At 68.0% G+C, this 21,273-nt stretch carries 20 protein-coding genes; 6 read left to right on the forward strand and 14 right to left on the reverse strand.

Going from position 1 to position 21,273, the window contains the following annotated elements; translation table 11 throughout:
* Positions 1–8 precede the first annotated feature (8 nt).
* Both dnaQ and AC5P7A_RS16180 read right to left on the reverse strand, forming a co-directional pair.
* Positions 9–518: a DNA polymerase III subunit epsilon gene (dnaQ, locus tag AC5P7A_RS16175; protein WP_014648871.1), complete on the reverse strand. Its 510-nt coding sequence runs from the start codon at positions 516–518 to the stop codon at positions 9–11.
* A gap of 146 nt (positions 519–664) precedes the next feature.
* Positions 665–1,558, reverse strand: coding sequence for a LysR family transcriptional regulator (locus tag AC5P7A_RS16180; protein WP_100450805.1), 894 nt, complete (start codon positions 1,556–1,558; stop codon positions 665–667).
* A gap of 108 nt (positions 1,559–1,666) precedes the next feature.
* Between AC5P7A_RS16180 and AC5P7A_RS16185 the strand changes: the two genes are divergently transcribed.
* From AC5P7A_RS16185 to AC5P7A_RS16205, 5 genes are all read left to right on the forward strand, one after another.
* Positions 1,667–2,056, forward strand: coding sequence for a RidA family protein (locus AC5P7A_RS16185; RefSeq protein ID WP_014648873.1), 390 nt, complete (start codon positions 1,667–1,669; stop codon positions 2,054–2,056).
* Positions 2,057–2,297: 241 nt separating this feature from the next.
* On the forward strand, positions 2,298–2,630 hold the full coding sequence (locus AC5P7A_RS16190; RefSeq protein WP_227864163.1) for a hypothetical protein: 333 nt from the start codon (positions 2,298–2,300) through the stop codon (positions 2,628–2,630).
* Positions 2,631–2,686: 56 nt separating this feature from the next.
* Positions 2,687–3,940, forward strand: a complete 1,254-nt coding sequence (locus AC5P7A_RS16195; protein ID WP_049442090.1) for a TolC family protein — start codon at positions 2,687–2,689, stop codon at positions 3,938–3,940.
* Positions 3,937–5,142 carry an efflux RND transporter periplasmic adaptor subunit gene (locus tag AC5P7A_RS16200; RefSeq protein ID WP_032960667.1) on the forward strand — a complete coding sequence of 402 codons (1,206 nt, stop codon included), beginning with the start codon at positions 3,937–3,939 and terminating at the stop codon, positions 5,140–5,142. Before AC5P7A_RS16195 ends, AC5P7A_RS16200 begins: the two co-directional genes overlap by 4 nt.
* A 10-nt stretch (positions 5,143–5,152) precedes the next feature.
* Positions 5,153–8,362, forward strand: coding sequence for an efflux RND transporter permease subunit (locus tag AC5P7A_RS16205; protein WP_495220336.1), 3,210 nt, complete (start codon positions 5,153–5,155; stop codon positions 8,360–8,362).
* Positions 8,363–8,457: 95 nt separating this feature from the next.
* Here the strand turns inward: AC5P7A_RS16205 and AC5P7A_RS16210 are convergent, their stop codons facing one another.
* From AC5P7A_RS16210 to AC5P7A_RS16250, 9 genes are all read right to left on the reverse strand, one after another.
* Positions 8,458–10,230, reverse strand: coding sequence for a DUF885 family protein (locus AC5P7A_RS16210; RefSeq protein ID WP_262225196.1), 1,773 nt, complete (start codon positions 10,228–10,230; stop codon positions 8,458–8,460).
* 213 nt (positions 10,231–10,443) lie between these two features.
* Complete coding sequence (locus tag AC5P7A_RS16215; RefSeq protein ID WP_014648879.1) at positions 10,444–10,791, reverse strand: lipid-A-disaccharide synthase N-terminal domain-containing protein; 348 nt, start codon at positions 10,789–10,791, stop codon at positions 10,444–10,446.
* Positions 10,791–11,513 carry a glycosyltransferase family 2 protein gene (locus tag AC5P7A_RS16220; RefSeq protein ID WP_005420380.1) on the reverse strand — a complete coding sequence of 241 codons (723 nt, stop codon included), beginning with the start codon at positions 11,511–11,513 and terminating at the stop codon, positions 10,791–10,793. The genes AC5P7A_RS16215 and AC5P7A_RS16220 overlap by 1 nt, the downstream gene beginning before the upstream one ends.
* Before the next feature lie 90 nt (positions 11,514–11,603).
* Positions 11,604–12,569 carry an NAD-dependent epimerase/dehydratase family protein gene (locus AC5P7A_RS16225; RefSeq protein ID WP_495220337.1) on the reverse strand — a complete coding sequence of 322 codons (966 nt, stop codon included), beginning with the start codon at positions 12,567–12,569 and terminating at the stop codon, positions 11,604–11,606.
* Positions 12,570–12,614: 45 nt separating this feature from the next.
* Complete coding sequence (locus AC5P7A_RS16230) at positions 12,615–13,349, reverse strand: suppressor of fused domain protein (RefSeq protein ID WP_049407664.1); 735 nt, start codon at positions 13,347–13,349, stop codon at positions 12,615–12,617.
* 127 nt (positions 13,350–13,476) lie between these two features.
* Positions 13,477–14,400: a ParB/RepB/Spo0J family partition protein gene (locus tag AC5P7A_RS16235; protein ID WP_014648883.1), complete on the reverse strand. Its 924-nt coding sequence runs from the start codon at positions 14,398–14,400 to the stop codon at positions 13,477–13,479.
* Positions 14,400–15,197 carry a ParA family protein gene (locus AC5P7A_RS16240; protein ID WP_014648884.1) on the reverse strand — a complete coding sequence of 266 codons (798 nt, stop codon included), beginning with the start codon at positions 15,195–15,197 and terminating at the stop codon, positions 14,400–14,402. The genes AC5P7A_RS16235 and AC5P7A_RS16240 overlap by 1 nt, the downstream gene beginning before the upstream one ends.
* Before the next feature lie 112 nt (positions 15,198–15,309).
* The gene (gene rsmG / locus AC5P7A_RS16245; RefSeq protein WP_014648885.1) at positions 15,310–15,948 is read right to left on the reverse strand and encodes a 16S rRNA (guanine(527)-N(7))-methyltransferase RsmG; all 639 of its coding nucleotides are present in this window, start codon (positions 15,946–15,948) and stop codon (positions 15,310–15,312) included.
* 39 nt (positions 15,949–15,987) lie between these two features.
* Positions 15,988–16,587, reverse strand: coding sequence for a 4'-phosphopantetheinyl transferase family protein (locus AC5P7A_RS16250; RefSeq protein ID WP_111205383.1), 600 nt, complete (start codon positions 16,585–16,587; stop codon positions 15,988–15,990).
* Positions 16,588–16,671: 84 nt separating this feature from the next.
* On the opposite strand from AC5P7A_RS16250, the gene AC5P7A_RS16255 reads away from it, so the two are divergent.
* Complete coding sequence (locus tag AC5P7A_RS16255; protein ID WP_014648887.1) at positions 16,672–16,923, forward strand: GlsB/YeaQ/YmgE family stress response membrane protein; 252 nt, start codon at positions 16,672–16,674, stop codon at positions 16,921–16,923.
* Between the two features lie 72 nt (positions 16,924–16,995).
* Here AC5P7A_RS16255 and xth read toward each other — a convergent pair whose 3' ends face one another.
* The 3 genes from xth to AC5P7A_RS16270 all read right to left on the reverse strand — a co-directional run bounded on the left by xth (position 16,996) and on the right by AC5P7A_RS16270 (position 21,190).
* On the reverse strand, positions 16,996–17,763 hold the full coding sequence (gene xth, locus AC5P7A_RS16260; protein WP_014648888.1) for an exodeoxyribonuclease III: 768 nt from the start codon (positions 17,761–17,763) through the stop codon (positions 16,996–16,998).
* 154 nt (positions 17,764–17,917) lie between these two features.
* The gene (locus tag AC5P7A_RS16265; RefSeq protein ID WP_495220338.1) at positions 17,918–19,327 is read right to left on the reverse strand and encodes a coniferyl aldehyde dehydrogenase; all 1,410 of its coding nucleotides are present in this window, start codon (positions 19,325–19,327) and stop codon (positions 17,918–17,920) included.
* A gap of 198 nt (positions 19,328–19,525) precedes the next feature.
* The gene (locus AC5P7A_RS16270; RefSeq protein WP_014648890.1) at positions 19,526–21,190 is read right to left on the reverse strand and encodes an MFS transporter; all 1,665 of its coding nucleotides are present in this window, start codon (positions 21,188–21,190) and stop codon (positions 19,526–19,528) included.
* Positions 21,191–21,273 lie beyond the last annotated feature (83 nt).

Here is a 21,273-nt window from a genome sequence, read left to right on the forward strand (position 1 = left end):
GCCAGGCCTCAGCGCAGGTGCGGGATCACCTGCGCCAGCAGATGGGCATCCTTGAGCGCGCCGTGCAGGCCGCGCTGGCTGGGAATGCGCAGGCGCTGCAGCACATCGTCCAGCTTGTTGCCCTGGCCGGGCCAGCGCCCGCGCGCCAGCTTCAGGCTGCAGGTGATGCGGCAGTGCTGGGCCAGCGTGCCGGGAATACCGGACAGACGCAGCTCGTTGTCCAGGAAGCCCACATCGAAGGTGGCGTTGTGCGCGACCATCTCGCTGCCGCGCAGGAAGTCCAGCAGTTCGGCGGCCTTGCTGGAAAACAGTGGCTTGCCCACCAGCATCGCATCACTGATGCCGTGCACGCGCTGTGCACCCCAGTCGACCCTGCGCTGCGGCTGCAGGTAGGTGTGGAACTGGCGGCCGGTGAGCTGGCCATCGATCAGTTCGACGGCACCGATTTCGATCACCCGGTGCCCCAGGCGGTGGGAGATGCCGGTGGTTTCGGTATCCAGTGCGACGATGCGACTCATGCGTGGCGATGTTTCCTGTTACGTGCTGTGGTGATTTTCGCATGCCGGTAGAGCCGGGCCCACGCTCGGCTGGCGCGCGTAGCGCGGGCTTGGTGATGCCAGAAGCAGCCGAGCGTGGGCTCGGCTCTACAGATGCGCGCGCGCGATCAACCCAACGCCTCCACCACCCAATCGATGAACACCCGCAGCCGCTGGCTCATGTGCCGGTTCGGCGGGAACATCACATGCATCGGCATCGGCGGCAGCTGCCAGTCCGGCAACACCGGCAACAGCTCGCCGCGCGCCACGTGCGGCTCGGCCATGTAGCTGGGCAGCGCCACCACGCCCAACCCCGCCAACGCAGCGGCCAGATAGGCGTTTCCATCATCGAAGCCGACCGTATAGCGGCCCTGCACCTCAACGCGTTCATCGCCGCGCTGTGCAACGAACACGCGTGCGCGGCCACTGCGCGGGCTGAGGAAGCCGACCATGTGGTGGTCGGGTCCTTCCAGCGCGCGCGGATCGGTCGGCAACCCGAAACGCTGCACATAGCCGGGGCTGGCGTGGAAGCCGATCGGCAGCGCCGCCAGCGGCCGCGCCACCAGTGCCGGGTCGGCCGGGGTGCCACCCCGGATCACGCAGTCGACGTTGTCGGCGATGACATCGACCTCGCGGTCACTCACGCCGATGTCCAGCTGGATCTCCGGGTAGCGCGCCTGGAAATCCGGCAACGCCGGCACCAGCCGCAGCCGCGCGTACGGCCCGGGCACATCCACGCGCAGGCGTCCGCGCGGCTGGCTGGCCGCGTCACCCAGCCCGCCTTCCACTTCTTCCAGCTCGGCCAGCAGGCGGGCGATGCGCGGGTAGTAGGCCGCGCCGTCGGCGGTGACGCTGACCCGGCGCGTGGTGCGGTTGAGCAGGCGCAGCCGCAGGTGTGCCTCCAGTTGCTGCACCAGCTGGGTGGCCGTGGTGCGGCTGATCTGCAGGGTCTGCGCGGCGCGGGTGAAGCTGCCGGTTTCCACCACCCGGGCAAAGGCCCGCATCGCCTCGAAACGGTCCATGGCGGGCCATGATTGTTTGGAATTGACAATCAATCTAGGCCGATCATCGCGGTTTATCCAGACAGCGCTGACGGGGAGGATGGCGTTCTCTCCCACGGGATCTTCCCCATGTCACAGCGTGATGTCGTTTTCCCCGCCGGCCGCCAGGCCCTGTACGAGCGCAACCGCTACTCGCCTGCGATCCGTTCCAACGGCTTCCTGTTCGTATCCGGCCAGGTCGGCAGCCGTGAGGACGGCTCGCCCGAGCCAGACTTCGAAACGCAGGTGCGCCGCGCTTTCGAGAATCTCAATGCGGTGTTGGCTGCTGCCGGCTGCACGTTCGATGACGTGATCGACGTGACCGTGTTCCTGGTCGATCCAGAGAAGAACTTTGAGAAGGCCTGGGCAATCGTGCCGGAGTATTGGGGCGAGGCGCCGCACCCGACCCTGACCGGTATCGGCGTGACCTGGCTGTATGGGTTCCAGTTCGAGATCAAGGTGATCGCGAAGCTGCCGTGATACGGGTAGTGCCGGCCGCTGGCCGGCAACGCGGTGGGGTCGAAAAGCGTGTCGACCAAGGTCGACACCTACCAGAGCACATGTGCGCGGCGCACCCGAACGATGTGGTGGGGTCAGAGCCCTTTCCGGAGGAAAGGGATCCGACCCCGCGCCCGGCCCAGCTGAACGGGAGATTCCGACGAATTCCCGAAGCGTCCATTGATATTGTATCCGGCGAAAACCGCTTGCTAGCCTGCCGTCCATGCGCTGGATCACCCGCCACCTCCGTTCGACCCTGCTGATGCTGCTGATGGCGGCATTCGTGGTCGTGCCGGTGGCCGACGCGCTGGCCTGCACGGTGGAACCGCACGCCAGCACGGTGCATGTGGAGTCCGCACCGGATGCCGATGGCGATGCCGACGGCAAGCACGCCGGTGCCTGCAGCCACAACCACTGCCACCACTCCAATCTGAGCCTGCCGGCCAGTACCGTCGCCGCCTTCGGTGCGCCGCTTCCGGCGCGCTGGATGAATGCCGGCGACGCGGCGACCTATGCGGTCGCCCAGGATGAACTGACGCGTCCTCCCCGGGCGTGAGTTGAGCGCGTCCCGCATTCGCGGGCTTCGGTTCCTCTCACCTCCGGAAATTCTTCATGTCGACCCTGACACGTCGGCCGCTGCGTGCGGCCGGGCGGGTCGTCGCCGTGTTGCTGGGCCTGGCCCCGGCGGCATCGGTGATGGCGCAAGCCGCCCCTTCCTACGACACCCTGCTTGAACGCCTGGACCAGCTGCCCGGCACCCGCGTCGGTGCGGCGCTGGCCGAGGCCGCCGACGCGCGCGCCGACCAGGCCCGTGCGTTGCCCAACCCTTCCCTCTCTTACTCCGCCGAAAACGCCTGGGGCACCGGCTCCTATGGCGGCATGGGCAAGGCCGATACCGTGCTCACCCTGTCCCAGCCGCTGGAGGTCTGGGGCCAGCGTGGCGCGCGTGTCCGTGCCGCCCGTGCCGAGGCACAGGCCGCCAACCTGCGTGGTGCCCAAAGCCGCAGCGACGTGGCCAGCCAGCTGGCGGTGGTCTATGCACAGGCGGAAAGTGCACTGCGCCGCTACACCCTGGCCGAAGAAGCACTGAGCCTCACCCGCGCTGACGCCAACGCGGTCAACGCGATGGTCAAGCAGGGCCGCGAGCCGCAGCTGCGCGCCGTGCAGGCGCAGAGCGAAGTCGCCAACGCCAGCGCCGCGCTGGATGAGGCGCAGGCCTTCCGCGATGCCGCGCTGGCCCGCCTGGCCGGTGCCGCGCTGCTGGATGCGCCGGTGCAGTCGATCGGCGACAGCCTGCTCGACCGCGCGCCGCCGTTGCCACGCGGTGCCACCGATACCGCACTGGCGGTGCGCATCGCTGAAGCCGAAGCCGATGCGGCGGGCAAGCTGGTCGAGGTGGAGCGCAAGCGCGCCCTGCCCGACCTGAGCGTCACTGCCGCGCAGACCCGCTTCCGCGAGGGGGGCGAGCGCGCCTACAACCTCGGGGTCAGCCTCAGCATCCCGCTGTTCGACCGCAACCGCGGGGGCATCCGCGCCGCCAATGCCGACCAGCGCGCGGCCGAGGCACGCCTGGACCAGCAGCGCCGCGACAGCGAGGCGGCACGCCTCTCCGCGGTGGCCGGTTTGAAGGCCGCCGGCAGCCGTACCCGCGCCGCCGATGAAAGCGTGGTCGCCGCCGAAGAGGCGTATCGCCTGGCCCGCATCGGCTTCGACGCCGGGCGCATCTCGCAGCTGGAACTGCGCAGCACGCGCAGCGCCCTCATCGCCGCCCGCGGCACCGCCGTGGATGCGCGCCTGTCGCGCGTCGCCGCGGAAATCGATCTTGCCCGCCTTGAAGGGCGCGCACCTTTTGTGGAGGTCCCATGACGCTCTCCCGTACTTTCCCGCTGATCGGCGGCGTGCTGCTGGCCGCGCTGCTGGCCGGCTGCGCTGGCAACGCGCAGACACCTGCCAATGAAGACCCGGCTGCGGCCAAGGCCGGCACCGACGATGGCCACGGCCATGCCGCCGACAGCAAGGAGGCCAAGGCCGAATCCGCAAAGGCGCCCGCCGATGGCGATGAGGGTGTCGTGCAGCTGACTCCTGAGCAGATCAAGGCGTCCGGTATCGAAGTGGTCGCGGTCGGTCGTGGTGGCGGTAGCTCCACGCGCCTGTCCGGCCGGGTCGAACCGTCGGTCGGTGCACGCGCCTCGGTGGCGTCGACCGTGACCGGCCGCGTCGAACGCGTGCTGGTCGCACCGGGCACCGCGGTGAAGCAGAACCAGGCACTGGCGATCGTGGTCAGCGGCGAAGCGGCGGTGTTCCGCGCCAATGCGCTGGCCGCCTCGGCCGAAGCCGAGGCCGCGCGCCTGGCCTATGGCCGCGACAAGGCGCTGGTCGACCAGGGCGTGGTCGCCCGCCAGGAGATGGAAGCCTCGCGCGCACGGTCGCTGGCGGCACAGGCCCAGGCCGCTGCCGCGCAGGCCCAGGCCGCTGCCAACGGTGCGCCCGATGCCAGTGGCCGCGTGCGCATCACCAGCCCGGTGGCCGGCATCGTCGGCAACGTGCAGGTCACTCCGGGCGGTGTAGTCGCCGCCGGCAGTGCAGTCGCCGATGTCGCCGACCCGACAATGAACGAGCTGGTGTTCACCGCACCGCCGGCGCTGGCCGCACAGGTCACGCCCGGCATGACGCTGGAAGTGAGCGTGCCGGGTGGCAGCTTCACCGCCACCGTCACCGGTTCGGCCGCCGATGTGCGCCAGCAGGGCGGCGTCGCGGTGATCCGCGCCACCCCGGTGGATGCGTCGCTGCCGCCGGCCGGTTCGCCGGTCTCGGCCGTGGTGGTCACCGAAGGCCAGGACGGTTCGCTCAGCGTCCCGGCCGATGCAGTGCAGAACGTTGATGGCAGCAGCGCGGTGTTTGTCGCCGTCGAAGGTGGCTTCAAGGCGCAGCCGGTCCTGGCCGGGCGCCGTGCCGGTGACCGCATCGAGATCCTCGCTGGGCTGACCGGCAGCGAGCGCATCGTCGGTGCCAATGCCTTCCTGCTCAAGGCCGAGCTGGCCAAGGGCGAAGCCGAGCACGGCCACTGAGGAGGCGACCATGTTCAAGCTGATCATTGAAACAGCGGTGCGCCACCGCTGGCTGGTGGTGTTCATGGCCGCACTGATCGCCGCGGTGGGCCTGTTCCAGCTGGGCAAGCTGCCGATCGACGCGGTGCCGGACATCACCAACCGTCAGGTACAGATCAACACGGTGGCACCGGCGCTGACACCGGAGCAGATCGAGCGGCAGGTGACCTATCCGCTGGAAACCGCGCTGGCCGGCATCCCCGGCCTGACCACCACGCGTTCGCTGTCGCGCAATGGTTTCTCGCAGGTCACCGCGATCTTCACCGATGCCACCGACATCTACTTCGCCCGCCAGCAGGTGGCCGAACGCATGCGCGAGGCATCGGAAGACCTGCCCGATGGTGCATCACCGATGCTGTCGCCGGTCACCACCGGCCTTGGCGAGGTGCTGATGTGGACGGTGGACTTCACCGCGTTCGATCCGGCCAAACTGGCCAAACCCGATGAAGCGGGCTGGCAGGCCGGCGAGGTCTACCGCACACCGGAAGGCAACCTGCTGCGTACGCCCGAAGAACGTGCGACCTACCTGCGCACCGTGCAGGACTGGATCATCGCGCCGCAGATGCGTTCCAGCCCGGGGCTGGCCGGCGTCGATACGGTCGGCGGCTACGTCAAGGAATACGGCGTGCATCCGGACAGCGCCAGACTGGCCGCGCATGGCCTCGGCCTGGCCGACCTGGTCACTGCCCTGCAGCGTTCCAACGTGCAGGCCGGTGCCGGCTTCGTACAGCGTGCCGGCGAGGGCCTGGTGGTACGTGCCGACGGCCTGGCGCTGACCACCGACGACCTGGCACAGGCCCCGGTGGCGACCCGCAATGGCGTGGTGGTACGCGTAGCCGATGTGGCCACGGTGGAACTGAGCCGCGCGCCGCGGCTGGGTGCGGCCAGCCGCAACGGCCATGAAGCCGTGCTGGGCACCGCGCTGATGATTGCCGGTGGCAACAGCCGCACCGTGGCCCAGGCAGCGGCCGCGCGCCTGGAACAGGTAAACAAGTCACTGCCGGCCGACATCGTGGCGGCACCGGTGCTGGACCGCAGCGTGCTGGTCAATTCCACCATCAAGACCGTCGCCAGGAACCTCACCGAGGGCGCGCTGCTGGTGGTGGTGGTGCTGTTCCTGCTGCTGGGCAACCTGCGTGCGGCAACGATCACCGCGCTGGTGATTCCGCTGTCGTTCCTGTTCGCAGTGATCGGCATGAACCGCTTCGGCATCAGTGGCAACCTGATGAGCCTGGGTGCGCTGGACTTCGGCATCCTGGTGGACGGTGCGGTGATCGTGGTCGAGTCGACACTGCTGATGCTGGGCCAGCGCCGCGCCGAACTGGGCCGTGCGCTGACCGCGATGGAACGCCTGCGCGTAGCCGCCGATTCGGCCATGAAGATGGCGCGCCCTGCGGCCTTCGGCCAGCTGATCATCCTGCTGGTGTTCGCGCCGATCCTCACGCTGGAGGGCGTGGAGGGCAAGACGTTCCACCCGATGGCGGCCACGTTCATGCTGGCCCTGGTCGGTGCCTTCCTGTTTTCCTTCACCTTCGTGCCGGCGATGGCCGCACTGCTGGTGCGCGAGCCCAAGGTGAAGGACGGCGATGCGCACGCGGACGACGGCGAGCACGAAACCAGGCTGATCCGCGTGCTGCGTGCGCGCATCGAACCGGTGGTGCGCAAGGCCGTGGCGCACCCGCGCACGGTGCTGGCCGGTGCGGTGATGATGGTGGTGGTGGGCATCGGCGCGTTCTCGCTGCTGGGCCGCGAGTTCATGCCGACCCTGGATGAAGGCAACGTGGCGATGCAGGCCCTGCGCGTGCCATCGACCTCGCTGGAGCAGTCACTGGCAATGCAGCTGGCGCTGGAAAAGGCGATTGCCAAGCAGCCGGAAGTGGAAACCGTGTTCTCGCGCACCGGTACCGCCGAGGCGGCGATCGACCCGATGCCGACCAACATTTCCGACAGCGTGATCGTGTTGAAGCCACGCAAGGACTGGCCCGATCCGACGCTGGCCAAGGACGCACTGGTGGCGCGCTTCGAGAAACTGGCCGGGCAGCAGCTGGGCAACAGCTTCGAGTTCAGCCAGCCGATCGAGCTGCGCTTCAACGAACTGATTTCCGGCGTGCGTACCGACCTGGCCGTAATGATCTTCGGTGATGACTTCAGCCAGCTGCAGAAGGTGGCCGACCAGGTGGCGTTGAAGCTGCGTGCGGTGGATGGCGCGGCCGACGTGCGGGTGGAACAGATCTCCGGCCTGCCCACGCTCAACGTGGCGATCGACCACGTGGCGGCGGCACAGTACGGGTTGAGCGCTGCAGATGTGAGTGATGCGCTGTCCACCGGCATCGGCGGTACCACGGCCGGCAAGATCTTCGAAGGCGACCGCCGCTTCAACGTGGTGGTGCGCCTGGACGATGCCTCGCGCAACGATCCGGACCAGCTGGCCTCGCTGCCGATCGCCACGCCATCGGGGCTCGTGATTCCGTTGTCGTCGGTGGCGCGCATTACCGTGAGCGAAGGGCCGAACCAGATCAGCCGCAACAACGGCAGCCGCCGCGTGGTGGTGCAGGCCAACGTGCGCGGTCGCGATCTGGGCGGCTTCGTCGGCGAGGCGCAGGCCGCGGTGGCCGACGTGGCGCTGCCGCCGGGCGCCTACCTGACCTGGGGCGGTCAGTTCGAGAACCTGCAGCGCGCGGAGAAGCGGTTGGCAACCGTGGTGCCGGTGGTGTTCCTGCTGATCGGCAGCCTGCTGTTCATGGCCCTGCGCAGCGGCAAGGAAGCCATTCTGGTGTTCAGCTGCGTGCCGTTGGCGCTGGTCGGTGGCATCCTCGCGCTGCTGCTGCGAGGCATGCCATTCTCGGTATCGGCGGCAGTTGGCTTCATCGCCGTCTCCGGCGTGGCCACGTTGAACGGCCTGGTGCTGATGCAGGCGATCCGCGAACGCCTGGACGCCGGCGACCTGCCGCTGCAGGCAGCAATCAACGGTGCCTCCAGCCGCATCCGCGCGGTGCTGACCACGGCGCTGGTGGCGATCGTCGGCTTCATCCCGATGGCGATTGCCAGCGGTTCCGGTGCGGAGGTGCAGAAGCCGCTGGCCACGGTGGTGATCGGTGGCCTGATCACCGCCACCGTGCTGACCCTGCTGGTGCTGCCGACCTTCGCAGCACGGGTGGCCAAGCCGCGGCCGGTGGGGTGAGGCGAGAGGGGGTCGGAGCCCTTTCCACAGGAAAGGGATCCGACCCCGTGACCGGGTCGGGTTGCCGGCCAGCGGCCGGCACTACCCTTGCACGGTCAGGCCTTCTTGCGCTCGGCGATGTAGGCCTGGATCTGCTGTTCCAGCACCGGCAGCGGCACCGAGCCCTGCTTGAGCAGGGTGTCGTGGAAGCCCTTGATGTCGAACTTGTCGCCCAGCTCCTTCTCGGCCTGCGCACGCAGGCGCACGATGGCGATCTCGCCCAGCTTGTAGCTCAGCGCCTGGCCAGGCCAGGAGATGTAGCGGTCCACCTCGGTGGTCACTTCATGCTCGCTCAGCGCGGTGTGGTCACGCAGGTAGGCCAACGCCTGCTCGCGGGTCCAGCCCTTGCTGTGCACGCCGGTGTCGATCACCAGGCGCGCGGCACGCCACATCTCGTAGGTCAGGCGGCCGAAATCCTCGTACGGGGTTTCGTAGATGCCCATCTCCACGCCCAGTTTCTCGCAGTACAGCGCCCAGCCTTCGCCATAGGCGGAGATGTAGGCGTTGCGGCGGAACTCCGGCAGGTTCTTCTGCTCGGCGGCGATCGCGCCCTGCAGCGAGTGGCCCGGATCGGATTCATGCAGGGTCAGCGCCGGCAGGTTGTACAGCGGGCGCGACGGCAGGTTGTAGGTGTTGAGCCAGTAGGTGCCCATGCCACCGCGGCCGGCCGTCCAGAACGGTGCGATGTCCGGCGGCACCGGCACGATGGTGAAGCGCGCGCGCGGCAACGTCATGTACTTGCCCAGCTGGCCGTCCGCCCGCTTGGAGATCCACGCGGCACGCGACAGCAGCTCTTCCGGCGTCTTTGCATAGAACTGCGGATCGGTACGCAGGAAGGTCAGGAACTCGGCAAAGCTGCCCTTGAACTTCACCTGCTTGATGATGTCGTTCATTTCCTTCTGGATGCGCGCGACCTCATCCAGGCCGATGCGGTGGATCTCGTCCGGCGACAGGTCCAGCGTGGTGTACTCGTGGATCTGCTGCCGGTAGTACGCCTTGCCATCGGGCATCGCTTCGGCGGCCAGGGTGGTACGCGCCTGCGGCACGTACTCGTTGACGAAGAAGGTGCGCAGCTGCTGGAACGCCGGCACCACCTTGCCGCTGATCGCCGCGCGCGCCTGCGCCTGCAGCCTGGCCTGCTCGGCGGCCGGGATGGTGGTGGGCAGCTTCTTGAACGGCGCGTACAGCGGCGACTCGGTCGGGTCCTTCAGCTCGGCGACGGTGGCGATGGACACTTCGCGGCCATCGAGCACCGCGCGCGGCACGCTGAAACCACGCTTCAGGCCGGCGCGCATGTTCTCGGTCTGCTGGCCGAAGTAGCGCGGTACATCATTCAGGCGTGCGATGTAGTTCTGGTAGTCCTGCACGGTCTTCATCTCGCGCCGGGCCATGAAGGACAGGTTGGACCAGAAAGAGGAATCGGCGTTGAACGGCATCTCGTAGCCGCGCAGGCGCGTCTCTTCGGCCAGGTTGAACACCTGGTCGTGGTAGATCGCGTAGTTGACCTGGTTGTCGGCCGACAGGGTCTTCGGGTCGATCTTCTTCAGCGCGGCCAGGGTCTCATCCCACACCTTCAGGCGCGCCTGCTGCGCGGCCGGGCCGACGTCGGGCATGCGGGTGGCGTTGGCCGGGGCGTCCTCGTCCTCGCTGGCCTCGCCACCGCCCTGCTGGCGCCACTTCCATTCCTTCTCGTACAGCGCGCGGAAGGCGGCGTCGGCGGGCGATTCAGTGGCCACGCCGGACGGTGCGGCGGTGGCGGGCGGCGCGGCCAGGGCCACGGCAGGGGCGGACAGGGCGATCAGCAGGGCAACGGCAAGACGGGTTTTCACGAGCACAGGTTCCCGGGAAGGCAGACCCCGATCATGGCACCGCCCATCGCCCGTGGCATGGGACGAAGGTCCTGCCTGCGCAGCAGACCGGGGCCCCGGTAGCCAGGTACGCAGTAGACCCACGTCATGCGTGGATGCGCCGCGGATCCGGACAGGGTGATCCGGACGGGGTCAGAGCCCTTTCCCATGGAAAGGGATCCGACCCCCGGGGCCTCAGTGGCTGGCCTTGTCGCGCTTCCAGCCGCGGTGCTTGATGTCCAGGTGCAGGCTGTACAGCGCGGTGAACGCCGGGAACAGGTTCTGCAGCACGCCCACCGAGTCCTGCTTGGCCGAGAACAGGAAGTAGCTCAGCGTCATCAGGCTGCCGAGCACGCTCATGTACCAGAACAGGCGCGGGATCACCGGCTTGCCGGCGCGCTTGGACGCGACGAACTGGACCAGCCAGCGGCCGCCGAACATCAGCGCGCCGGTATAGCCGATCAGCTTCCAGCCGGTCACGTGCAGGCCGGTCCAGTACAGCCAGGTCAGCGGCTGGTCGAGCCAATGCAGCTCCAGATCCATCAGCGCTCCTCCACCGCGGTGCGCTTGCTGCGGGTGATCAGCCAGGCCACGCCACGCAGGTCGCGGATGCCGACCAGCGCGCGGCCGAGGTTGTTGTACTTGGACACGCCAGCGGTACGGTGGCGGTGGTTGACCGGCACGCTGGTGGTCTTCCAGCCGGCGCGCTGCATCAGCGCCGGCAGGTAGCGGTGCATGTGGTCGAAGTACGGCAGGTCGAGGAACGCGCTGCGTTCGAACAGCTTGATGCCGCAGCCGGTATCGGGCGTATCGTCGCGCAGCATGCGTGCACGGATGGCGTTGGCCCATTTGCTGGCCCAGCGCTTGCTGCCGCTGTCCTGGCGGTTGACGCGCCAGCCGGCGAACAGCTTCACCTGCGCCTCGGCGGCGTCGCGTGCGGCGAGCAGCTTGGGGATATCGGCCGGATCGTTCTGGCCATCGCCATCCAGGGTCGCGATCCACGGCGCGCGCGCGTGCTTGACGCCGGTGCGCACCGCGGTGCTCTGCCCGCTCTGGTTCACATGGTGCAGCACGCGCAGTTCCGGGGTGGTCGCCTTCAGTCCCTGCAGCACCGCCAGGGTGTCATCGCGCGAGTGATCGTCGATGTAGACGATTTCGAACGGCAGCCGGCCACGCAGCGCGGCGGTGATTTCGGCGACCAGCGGGGCGACATTGTCGCGCTCGTTGAATACCGGGACGACAACGGAAAGCTCGGGTTGGCTCATAAGGCACTCGGCCAAAGGGGGGACAAAGACCGCGCATTCTCCGCTGCCGAGGTTATCCGAAGATGAACCCCGCGGCGTGAGGATCCATCCTCAGGCGCGATCGCCAAAATACTCGCGGCACCACTGCACCACAGGCGGCAGGCCTTCTTCGATCGGGGTCACCGCATCGAAGCCGAAAGCGTCATGTGCGCGCCGGGTATCGGCCATCGTGCGCACCATGTCGCCGGGCTGCATGGGCTTGTACACCTTCTGCGCGGGGCGGCCGGCGGCCTGCTCGATCACGCTGATGAAGCGCTCCAGCTCGACCGGCGTATGGTTGCCGAGGTTGAACACCCGGTGCGGCACCGGGCCGTCGGCCGGATGCGCGAGGGCGCCGAGGATACCGGACACAATGTCGGAGACATGTGTGAAATCGCGATGCATGCGGCCTTCGTTGAACACGTCGATCGGCCGCCCGGCCAGCACCGCGCGGGAGAACAGCAGCGGTGCCATGTCCGGCCGGCCCCACGGGCCATACACGGTGAAGAAGCGCAGGCCGGTGGCATGCAGGCCGTACAGCTGCGCGTAGGTGTAGGCCATCAGCTCATTGGCCGCCTTGGTCGCCGCGTACAGCGAACGCGGCTGGTCTACGCGCTGGTCCTCGGAGAACGGCGGCGTGGCCGAATCGCCGTAGACCGAGCTGCTGGAGGCATACACCAGGTGCTGCACGCCGCGGTGGCGGCACAGTTCGAGCATGTTGACGAAGCCGACCAGGTTGCTGTCGACGTAGGCGTGCGGGTTTTCCAGCGAATAGCGCACGCCGGCCTGGGCGGCCAGATGGATCACCGCCGTCGGCTGCACTTCATCGAACAGCGCAGCCAGGCCCTCGCGGTCGGTCAGGTCCAGCGCGCGCAGGTCCAGCGACGGGCACAGCGCGGCCACGCGGTCGCGCTTGATCTGCGGGTCGTAGTAATCGTTGAAGTTGTCCAGGCCGACCACGGCCTGGCCGGCCTCCAGCAGTGCGCGGGCGGTGTAGGCACCGATGAAGCCGGCAGCGCCGGTGAGCAGGATGGTCATGGCAGGGGCCTGGAAACGAAGTTCAGGCCCCTGATGTTACCGGTCTCAGAACAAACCGAAACGCTTCTTCGCCACGTTGGTGCGGCCGGGTTCGATTACATCCTGGATCTTCTTCGCGTCGAAGCGGTCGAGCAGCGCCTCGGCGCCCTTCCTCAGCTTCAGGTCCATCTCTTCGGGGTACAGCGGGACCAGGCTCATGAAGCTGATGGTCTTGCCGTCGTCCAGTTCCAGCGTGGCAAAGTCCTCCGGGGTGGTTACCGGCGGCAGCACGATGGCGCCGTCGAAGCCCACGCCCGGCGCATAGGGCTCGCTGGGATGGCCGTTGGGAATGGTGTGGCCGAAGCCCAGCCAGGTGTCGTACTCGTGCGGCAACCGCGCCATGCCCTTCAGCAGGCGCACCGGCCAGTAATTGCGCTCGTCCTCGAAGGCGTCCTGGGAGATGGGCCAGTCCGCCGGCAGGGTCACCATCAGTTCCATGTAGCGCGGCACGTCCGCGTCCACCTCGGCGGGCACGGTCATCGGCAGGTCGCTCATGCCGGAGGTGACCAGGCGCAGGTAAGGGCAGTGGTCATTGGCCGGCACCACGTGCACGTCGATGTGCACCAGGTCGGAGATGATCTCGTGGAAGACACCGGACACCGGGCCCAGATGGCGTTCGAGGTGGGCGCTGATCGCCTCGATGTGGCGTTCTTCGCCGGTGGCGAGCACGAAGTCCTTTTCGCGGCGATGTACCAGTATCTGGGTGCCGTCCGGGCTGACGTCCTCGTATTCGTTGCTCATGTCCTGCTCCCTGGATGAGGCCACGGACCGGAAGGCAGTGCATTCCCACGGCGCGCGCGGCGGTACGCTCCCTGTCATTGGCGGGACACGGCAGGAACGGGCCGCGCCCCCTGTCACTGCGCCGGGCTCAGCCCTGGCGCGTGCGCAGCTTTTCCAGCACGCCGTCCAGGGTATCCAGGTCGGTGTAGTGGATGATCAGCTTGCCCTTGCCACCGCGGCCATGATTGATCGCCACCTTGGCGCCCAATGCTTCGGACAGTTCGGTTTCCAGCGAGGCGATGTCGGCCTGCTGCACCTTCGGCGTGGCCGCCGGGCGGTTGCTCGGCACCTTGCCGGCGGCGAAGGCCTGCGCCCGGCGCTCGACCTCGCGCACCGACCAGCCTTCATCGGCTGCTTCCTGGGCCAGCTTGCCGGCCAGCTCGGGAGCCAGGGTCAGCAGCGCGCGGGCGTGGCCCATTTCCAGGCGGCGGGTTTCCAGCAGCAGGCGGATCGCCACCGGCAGCTCCAGCAGGCGCAGCAGGTTGGACACCGCCGCGCGCGAGCGGCCGACGGCCTCGGCGGCCTCGGCATGGGTCAGGGTGAACTCGCTGATCAGGCGCTGCAGCGCCTCGGCTTCTTCCAGCGGGTTGAGGTCTTCGCGCTGGATGTTCTCGATCAGCGCCATCGCGATGACGGTGCGGTCTTCCAGCTCGCGCACCACCACCGGCACTTCGTCCAGGCCGGCCAGCTGCGATGCGCGCCAACGGCGTTCACCGGCGACGATTTCGTAGTTGCCTGCCGGCAGCTGGCGCACCAGGATCGGCTGGATCACGCCCTGCGACTTGATCGAGTCGGCCAGCTCGGACAGCTTGCCCTCGTCCATCTCGCGGCGCGGCTGGTACTTGCCCGGCTGCAGCTGGCCGACCGGCAACTTGCGCAGCACTTCACCCGGCAGCGGCTCGATCACCGCGGTGGTGGCCTGCACCTGGCTGACCGCGCCTTTCGGGCCCAACAGCGCATCCAGGCCACGGCCGAGGCCTCGCTTCTTGGCTGCCGGCTTGCTGCTGGTCATCAGACGATCTCCACGGCCTTGCCGGCCTTGTTGCGTTCGTTGTTGCGGCGGATGATCTCGCCGGCCAGGCCCAGGTAGGCCACGCCACCGCGCGAGGCGCGGTCGTAGCCGACGATGCTCTGGCCATGGCTGGGTGCCTCGGCCAGGCGCACGTTGCGCGGCACGATGGTGCGGAACACGCGGTCGCCGAAGTGCTCGGTGAGCTCGGCCGACACTGCGTTGGCCAGGTTGTTGCGCACGTCGAACATGGTGCGCAGCACGCCTTCGATCTCCAGCGCCGGGTTCAGGCTGGTGCGCAGCGCTTCGATGGTTTCCACCAGCGCGCTCAGGCCTTCCAGCGCGTAGTACTCGCACTGCATCGGCACGATCACCGAGTCGGCGGCGGCCAGCGCGTTGAGCGTCAGCAGCGACAGCGCCGGCGGGCAGTCGATCAGGATGTAGTCGTACTCGTCGCGGATCGGCGCCAGCGCGCGCTTCAGGCGCTGCTCGCGCTCGCTCTGGCCCATCAGCTGGATCTCGGCGGCGGTCAGGTCGATATTGCCGGGCAGCAGGTCGTAACCCTCGGCAGTCTGCACGCGTACGTCGGCAGCGCTGTTCTCGCCGAGCAGCAGGTCACAGGTGGAGGCGGCCAGCTCGCGTTTGTCCACGCCACTGCCCATGGTCGCGTTGCCCTGCGAATCCAGGTCGACCAACAGCACGCGCTTGGGTGCGTTGGCCAGGGAAGCGGCCAGGTTGACGGCGGTCGTGGTCTTGCCGACGCCACCCTTCTGGTTGGCGATGGCGATGATGCGGGCCATGCGGGTGTGCCTCGTCGACGTGTGCTGGGACCGGTCATTATGCGTACAACCGGCCCCTTGCGGAAATCGTGGATCGCCAACCCGTTGTTCCACAAGGGGCTGGCGGCGGGAATCAGGGGCCTGTAACAGTGACCAGGTGGCGTTCGCCGGCCAGGCCGGGCACGCTCAACGGGGTCACCTCGCGCACCTGCCAGCCCGCCGGCAGGTCCGCGATCTCCTCATGCGGGTAGACGCCCTTCATGGCCAGCAACACGCCGCCGGGGCGCAGCAGGTGGCCACCGACGCGGACGATGCCGGCCAGGGTGTCCATCGCGCGCGCGGTCAGCTGGTCATAGCGGCCGGCCTCGTCCAGCGCCTCGGCGCGCGACTCGGCCACGCGGGCGTTGCCCAGGCCGAGCTGGCGCACGGCTTCGCGCATGAAGCGCGCCTTCTTGCCGTTGCTCTCGACCAGGGTGACCTGCAGGCCCGGGCAGGCGATCGCCAGCGGGATGCCGGGCAGCCCGGGGCCGGTGCCAAGGTCGGCCAGGCTGCCGTCGGCCACGAACGGCTGCATCGCCAGCGAGTCGAGCAGGTGGCGGGTGACCATCTCCTGCGGGTCGCGGATGGCGGTGAGGTTGTAGGTGCCGTTCCAGCGGTGCAGCAGGGCCAGGTAGCGCAGCAACGGCGGCGCCAGCGCGGCGTCCAGGCCCATGCTGGCCAGGCCCTGTTCCAGCGTAGCAGACACGCTGGCGGGAAGTGGGTGTTCGCTCATGCCGGCATTATCGCCGGTTTTGCGCGCCGATTCCCCGCTTCAGTGTGGATACCAGGCCAATGCAGCGCGGAACTGGCCGCTGGCCTGCCACTCGTGCAGGTGCCAGCGCGCGGCCTCGCCCAGTTCCGGGTCGCACCAGCGCAGGTGCAGGGCGCCATCGGGCCCGGGCGCCAGCTGCAGGCGGTGCAGGCCGAACGAGATGCCCTGCCCGTGCGCCTTCAGCATCGCTTCCTTGGCGCACCACACGCGGAAGAACCAGTGCTCGCGCCCGGCCTCATCCAGGCGTTCCAGCCAGGCCACCTCCTGTGGGTGGAAGAAGCGCCGCACGATCTCCAGCAGGCGCGGTCGCGGCCGCAGCAGCTCCAGGTCCACGCCCAGCCGCACGCCTTCGCCCAGCGCCACCAGCAGCACCTCGCCGCTGTGGCTCCAGCCGGTGCCGTAGTGGGCCAACGGGCCGCTCAGTTCCGGCCGGCCCTTGTCATCACGGACCAGCGGCAGCGTCTGCGGGTCGGCGCCCAATGCCTGTGCCAGCACCTGCCGCGCCTGCGGTTCACCACGCTGGCCCGGCACATGCGGGCGCCGCCAGACCGTCACCGGACCGAAGCGCCACGGGCCATCGAGGGTGGCTGGCAGGCTCATCCGCACACGCCCATCACGCAATTCCACGACGGGTTCACAGCCCTGCGCGTCAACTGGTCACAGTTCCCCACCGGAGGTTCGATCATGGGCATCATCATCTGGCTGATCGTCGGCGGCATCGTAGGCTGGCTGGCCAGCATCATCATGAAGCGCGATGCCCAGCAGGGCATCATCCTCAACATCGTGGTCGGCATCGTCGGCGCGCTGATTTCCGGCTGGCTGTTCGGCGGCGGCATCAACGAAGCGATCACCCTCCGCACCTTCCTGTTCTCGCTGATCGGTGCGGTGATCCTGCTGGCGATCGTCAACCTGTTCACCCGCAAGAGCATACGGTGATCTGAGGGTAGTGCCGGCCACTGGCCGGCAGATGTTCCAGAACGGGCCCGGCAATCGTCGGGCCCTGTTCGTTCAACCGATCTGCACCCAGGCCGGCGCATGGTCACTCGGGCGTTCCCAGGTGCGCGGCTCGCGGTCGATGCCCGAGGCCACCGCACTGCCCTTCAGCGCCTCTGAGACCAGGGTCAGGTCGATGCGCAGGCCCAGGTTGCGGCGGAAGCCGGCGGCACGGTAGTCCCACCAGCTGAAGGTACCCGCCTCGTCGTTGTGCAGGCGGAAGCCATCGTGCAGGCCCAGCTGCAGCAGCTTGTTCAATGCGCCGCGCTCGGCGGTGGAGGTCAGGATGTGGTTGTCGTTCCACACCGCCGGGTCGTGCACGTCGCGCGCGTCCGGGGCGATGTTGAAGTCGCCCATCACGATCAGCTTCGGGTGGCGCTGCAGTTCTCCGGCGATCCAGGCATGCACCGCTTCCAGCCAGCGCAGCTTGTAGTCGTACTTGTCGGTGCCGATGTCCTGGCCATTGACCACGTACAGGTTGATCACCCGCAGGTCGCCGAAGGTGCCGGCGATGACGCGCTTCTGCTCGTCCTCGAAACCGGGAATGCCGATCTGCACGTCCTGCGCCGGCTCACGCGACAGCAGCGCCACGCCGTTGTAGGTCTTCTGGCCGGCGAACACGCTGCGATAGCCTGCGGCGATCAGCGCCGAATCGGGGAACTTGTGGTCCTCCAGCTTGGTTTCCTGGATACCGACGATGTCCGGGCCGAAGTCCTTGAGCCACTGCTCCAGGTGCGGCAGGCGGACATTGAGCGAATTGACGTTCCACGAGGCGATCTTCATGGGGGCATTCTAACCGGGTGGGCTTGGGTTGCCTTGTAGAGCCGAGCCCACGCTCGGCTGTGTCTGCCTGGACCAGCCAAGAGCAGCCGAGCGTGGGCTCGGCTCTACAGAAGAATCAGGCCCTGAATCAAGTGGAGCCACGCCATGCGTGGCTTCATCGCAGCAGGAACCGCAACAACCCCGCAATCCTCGAATACGGCGGCCGCAGCCGGTCGCTGGCCGCCCAGCGCGACTGCCACAGCACCGGCAGCCGCTTGCTCATCGCATCGAACCCGGCGCGGCCGTGGTACGCGCCCATGCCGCTGGCCCCTACACCGCCAAACGGCAGGCCATCGGCGGCGAAGTGCAGCAGCGTGTCATTCACCGTCACCCCGCCGGCCACCACCTGGCCAAGGATGCGCTCCACCGTCGCCGTGTCGTGGCTGAAGGGATACAGCGCCAGCGGCCGGTCGCGGGACAGCACGTCGCCCAGCGCGGCGTCCAGATCCGGGTAGGCCCGCACCGGAAGGATCGGGCCGAAGATCTCCTCGCGCATCAGGTCCAGGTCGTCCGGCGGGTCCAGCACCACGGTCGGCACCAGCAGGCGCTCGCGGTCGGCGCGCGCGTCATCCACCTGCGCCAACGGAATCACCGGCACCCCGCGTTGCCGCGCCTGTGCCAGATAGCCCTGCAGGCGCCGGTACTGACCTTCATTGATGATGCGGGTGTAGTCGTCGGCATCGCTGAAGTCGCCATAGCGCTCGCGCACCTGCTGCTGCAGCGCCTGTACGAATTCGCGCTGGCGAACGGTATCGATCAGCACGTAATCCGGCGCGATGCAGGTCTGGCCCGCGTTGAACCACTTGCCGGTGGCCAGCCGCGCAGCGGCTTTGTCCAGCGGGAAATCGCGACAGACAATCGCCGGCGACTTGCCGCCCAGCTCCAGCGTGACCGGTACCAGATGCTCAGCCGCGGCGGCCATCACCTTGCGGCCAACCGCCGTCGAGCCGGTGAACAGCAGATGGTCCAGCGGCAGCGACGACACCGCTGCGGCCACATCCGCCCCGCCCTGCACCACCGCCACCCGATCGGGCGGGAACACGCTGGCCAGCAGATCGGCCAGGAACGCGCTGGTGCGGGGCGTGTGTTCCGAAGGTTTCAGCAGTACGTAGTTGCCCGCAGCGATGGCGGTGGCCAAAGGCACCAATGCCAGCGTGACCGGGTAGTTCCACGGTGAGATCACCCCGACCACGCCCAACGGCGTCGGCCGCAGCTGCGCGCGCGCCGGCCACAGCTTCCATCCCGCCGATGCCCGCTGCGGCTTCGACCAGCGCCGCAGGTGGCGGCGCAGGTGGTCGATGGCCGACAGCACGCTCATGCCATCGGCCAGCTTCGATTCAACGTGGGCGCGATGCCCGAAGTCCTCGGCGATGGCCTGGGCCATTTCGTCCAGGCGCGGCTTCAATGCCTCGCGCAGACGGCGCAGGTCGGCTTCGCGCTGGTCGAGCGTGGGGCGCTGGGCCTGCCAGGCGCTGCGCAGGGTGTGCAGGAGGGCGGGAAGGTCTGCCGGCGTGGTGGTGGTCATGGGCCGACTATACGGGGTGCTGCGCAACGCAATGGTAGTGCCGGCCGCTGGCCGGCAAGGGCTTCATGTCCGCGGCGATTCAGGAGGTTGCCGGCCAGCGGCCGGCACTACCGGATGCGGGCCGAGTGGGCACGGCCCACAAGCAGAAAGGCCGCGGTCTGCACCGCGGCCTTTCCTTCACTGCATGGAACCCACCGGTTACTTGGTGATATCCACGTTCTTGGTTTCGCGCAGGAACAGGCCGCCGATCACCACCGACATCAGTGCGATCGCGATCGGGTACCACAGGCCGTAGTACAGGTTGCCGGTACCGGCCACCAGCGCGAACGAGATCGCCGGCAGGAAGCCACCGAACCAGCCGTTGCCGATGTGGTACGGCAGCGACATCGAGGTGTAGCGGATGCGGGTCGGGAACAGTTCGACCAGGTAGGCGGCGATCGGGCCGTAGACCATGGTCACGTACAGCACCAGCAGCCACAGCATGAAGATGGTGCCGGCGATGTTGATGCGGGCGCCATCGGCCTTGGCCGGGTAGCCGGCGGTGGTCAGGGCGGTCTTCAGTTCCGCACCGAACGCATCGGCCTTGGCCTTGCCTTCTTCCTTGGTCAGGCCGGCGGCCTCATACGAGGTGACGCTGGCGCTGCCCACGTTCACCATCGCCAGCGAACCGGCGGCGGCGGGCTGCACGTCGTACGGCACACCGGCCTTGGTCAGCGCGGCGGTGGCCACGTCGCAGGAGCTGGTGAACTTGCGCAGGCCGACCGGATCGAACTGGAACGAGCAGGTAGCCGGATCGGCCACGACCAGGGCCGGCGAGCTGCTGCGGGCTTCTTCGATGGCCGGGTTGGCGAAGTGGGTCAGGCCCTTGAAGATCGGGATGTAGGTGATGGCCGCCAGCAGGCAGCCGGCCAGGATGATCTTCTTGCGACCGATGCGGTCGGACAGCCAGCCGAAGAAGATGAAGAACGGCGTACCCAGTGCCAGCGCAGCGGCGATCAGCAGGTAGGAGGTGGTGGCATCGACCTTCAGCATGCTGCTGAGGAAGAACAGCGCGTAGAACTGGCCGCCGTACCAGACCACCGCCTGGCCGGCCGCCGCACCGAGCAGGACCAGCAGCATCAGCTTCAGGTTGCCACCCTTCAGGCTGTCGCGGAACGGGGTCTTGGAGCCCTTGCCTTCAGCCTTCATCTGCTGGAACAGCGGCGATTCGCTCAGCTGCAGGCGGATCCATACCGAAATGCCCAGCAGCAGGATCGAGACCAGGAACGGGATGCGCCAGCCCCAGGCTTCGAAGGCCTCGTTGCCCAGCGTCATGCGGCAGGCCAGGATGATCAGCAGCGACAGGAACAGGCCCAGCGTGGCGGTGCACTGGATGAAGCTGGTGTACAGGCCGCGCTTGTCGTCCGGCGCGTGCTCGGCCACGTAGGTGGCGGCACCGCCGTACTCGCCGCCCATCGCCAGGCCCTGGGCCAGGCGCAGGATGATCAGGATCACCGGTGCGGCGAAACCGATCGAGGCGTAGTTGGGCAGCACGCCGACCAGGAAGGTCGAGATGCCCATGATCAGGATGGTGACCAGGAAGGTGTACTTGCGGCCGATGCGGTCGCCGAGGCTGCCGAAGAAGGCCGCGCCGAACGGACGCACGAAGAAGCCGGCAGCGAACGCCAGCAGGGCGAAGATCATGCCCGTGGTTTCATTGACGCCACTGAAGAACTGCTTGGCGATGATGGCCGCGAGCGAGCCGTACAGGAAGAAGTCATACCACTCGAAGACCGTGCCGAGGCTCGAGGCGAAGATGACTTTCTTGTGGCCCTTGGTCAGGGTGCCCGCCGCATGGTGCGGGCCTGGTGCAGTGCTGGACATAAGACGCTTCCCCTCCGAAGCAATCGTTGTGGGTGGGTGCCGACCGTTGGTCGGCACACAATCTCTGTAGGTGCCGACTTTGG

It is taken from the genome of Stenotrophomonas sp. YJH_SMC_65, from assembly GCF_059369475.1.